The organism is Acinetobacter lwoffii (assembly GCF_024129355.1).
Taxonomy (GTDB): domain Bacteria; phylum Pseudomonadota; class Gammaproteobacteria; order Pseudomonadales; family Moraxellaceae; genus Acinetobacter; species Acinetobacter lwoffii_I.
Map to the genome: position 1 here is coordinate 1 of NZ_JAMXXP010000070.1, position 2800 is coordinate 2800.

Genomic DNA, 2800 nt, shown 5'->3' on the forward strand with positions numbered 1-2800 from the left:
GGTTGTGCGGTAGATTTTGTGTGTAGGCTTCTTCATTTGAAAATTATATCGCTGAAAAACCCTTTACAGATAGGTTTGTGCAACAAAGCCCATTTTATGTATTTCATGACGAACAAATTAAAATTGCACATATATATTTTGTATACTTAGAGTATACCCTAAAGTTACAATCTGAAAGTTCATGAAAATTATGTATCATTTAAATGATTTTTAATCATAAATAACATGTAACTTTAGTATTAAAGATTTATAATTTACGAAATTGTTCATTTTTATCCAATTGGGGCGTGAAAAATTGAAAGGCCAAAAAGTAGGGTATATCCGGGTAAGTTCTGTCGAGCAAAACACTGGACGTCAACTTGAGGGAATTGAAGTCGACCGGATTTTTGTTGACCGTGCTTCAGGTAAAAATACTGACCGACCTAAATTTCAGGAAATGTTGAACTATGTCCGGGAAGGGGACAGGGTGATTGTACATTCCATGGATCGTTTTGCGCGAAGCCTGAAAGATTTGGTCACTGAAGTAGATAAACTGGTCAAACGAGGGATTGCCATCCAGTTTGTAAAAGAAAATATTACTTTTACGGCCGAATCCACCCCGATGGATAATTTGATGCTGCAATTGATGGGTGCTTTTGCACAGTTCGAACGTGAGATCATTTTAGAGCGGCAAAAGGAAGGAATAAAACTCGCCTCTGCTCAGGGGAAGTACAAAGGTCGGGTGCATAAACTAAAGCCTGACCAAGCTGAAGCTTTACGACAAGCATGGAGGGAAGGGAAGTATCCATCAAAAATGGCATTAGGAAAAGCTTTTGGGATTAGTCGTCAGGCGGTATACCGATATTTACAAGTTAGTGAATAGCTTATTGGGATTGGCAACTAAATTTAGTTTAACTTATAAAAATCATGAAACATTGTTCGAATTTTAAGCGTGGAACATAAATAATCAATAAAAAGCCGCTCTGGTACCCTATGCCCCACAACGGCTTGATCTAATATACTGAAATTTAATGATAAATATCAAGTATTTCGTATAAGGTGTATTATGTTAATTTTAGGAAAACTTATAATCAGAATAATTAACAGCCACTGTTTTATTGGTAGCTATTAATTATTTAAAGGATTGTAATTTTTACCTATGAGTACTTTGATCTTTTGTTTTCCAAAGAGAGTATAGAATTCCTGTAAACAAGATGATGAACGTGATCGAAAGGGAGACTGGCGGTGGAATTTTTGCTATACCTAATCCATCAGCTATAAAAATTTTTGATCCAATAAAGACTAACAATACTGCTAATGCGTACTTCAAATAATGGAAGCGGTCGACCATTGCTGATAGGGCAAAATATAAAGCACGTAATCCCAAAATTGCGAAAATATTTGAAGTATAAACAATAAATGGATCTGTCGTAATCGCAAAAATCGCAGGAACACTATCTATTGCAAAGATCAGATCTACAAATTCAATCATGATCAAGGCTAGAAAAAGTGGTGTCATAAACCAGGTTAATTGGTTAGTTTTTGGATCAATCTTTTTCACCCAGAACTTCTCTGCATGAAGCTGCTCAGTGACACGAAATCTTTTTTTAATAAAGTTCAAAATAGGAGAATTTCCGACTTCATATTCTTTATCAACACTTAGCCACATTTTTATCCCTGTAAAAATAAGAAAGGCTGCAAATATATAAAGAACCCATGAAAATTGGCTAACCAGTGTTGCGCCCACGCCAATCATGATAGCTCTTAGAAAAATTACACCTATAATTCCCCAAAATAAGACTCTATGCTGATAAATTCTTGGTATCGAGAAATATGAAAAAATCATTGCAATGACAAAGATATTATCCATCGCTAATGATTTTTCAATTACAAAACCGGTTACATAGTTAATCCCTGCCGTGGGTCCGAGATACCACCACACCCATGCGCCGAAAAGTAAACCTAATGTAATATAAAATGCTGATAGTGCTAAGCTTTCTTTAACACCAATCTCTCTTACCTTACGATGAAATACTCCAAGATCTAGAATAAGCAGGACAAGTACAATAAGGATAAAGAAAATCCACATCCAAACAGGTTTATCTAAAAAATTCGAAAATAGAACGTCCATAGTTTTCCTCTGCATATACTTGTGCTTATATGAGAAGATATGCTCATTATCAATAATACTTGTCAATATTTATTTACATATAAAGATATATTCAGAATTCATAAATCCCCCATTTAACATAATGGGCGTTATACGAAGTACACTTGTATATTAATATAAATATCAGATACTTATTTAAATGATAAAAATCTAAAAATGCCAAAAAGCCGATTTTGAAACAAGTCGGCTTTTTTATGAGCGGTTTTGATATGTTTTGCCAATAAATTTGACTAAAAAATAGTCAGTTTTGAGATTTTTCAAATTTTATCAATGCCTCAATGTCCAAAATTATCCACATTTTTTGTGGATAAAATTTAGGCTATTTTGTAAGCCCTGGCTCATACCAATCTCGGCCCTTTGCTGCTATCCGCAATACTGGAAATTTCCTATCATGAAGACATAGAGAGCAGGATGCTCCAGATAAAAAGAATAAGATGAACAACAAGGAACGTGAGATCAGACAGGAGTCAGATCTAAGCGCCAAATATGGAAAAGCCCGACAGGATGTCGGGCTTTTTTATTGCCTATCCTTTCTCATTTGCAAAACAAACATAATGCCCCTAAAATATAGACTATAATCTATATTTTGGTTGTGGTATGTGGACAGTCATTACGACAGATCTATTTAATCAGTGGCTTGAACAGCAAGAT

General features: G+C 34.8%; 2 protein-coding genes. One reads left to right on the forward strand and one right to left on the reverse strand.

The annotated features are described in order from the left end of the window. Positions 1-295: 295 nt before the first annotated feature. Positions 296-862 carry a recombinase family protein gene (locus tag NI468_RS15910; RefSeq protein ID WP_004282172.1) on the forward strand — a complete coding sequence of 189 codons (567 nt, stop codon included), beginning with the start codon at positions 296-298 and terminating at the stop codon, positions 860-862. Positions 863-1132: 270 nt separating this feature from the next. Here the strand turns inward: NI468_RS15910 and NI468_RS15915 are convergent, their stop codons facing one another. Further along, entirely contained in the window at positions 1133-2110 is a 978-nt protein-coding gene (locus NI468_RS15915; protein ID WP_004761028.1) for a TerC family protein, read from the reverse strand. Between the last annotated feature and the right edge of the window lie 690 nt (positions 2111-2800).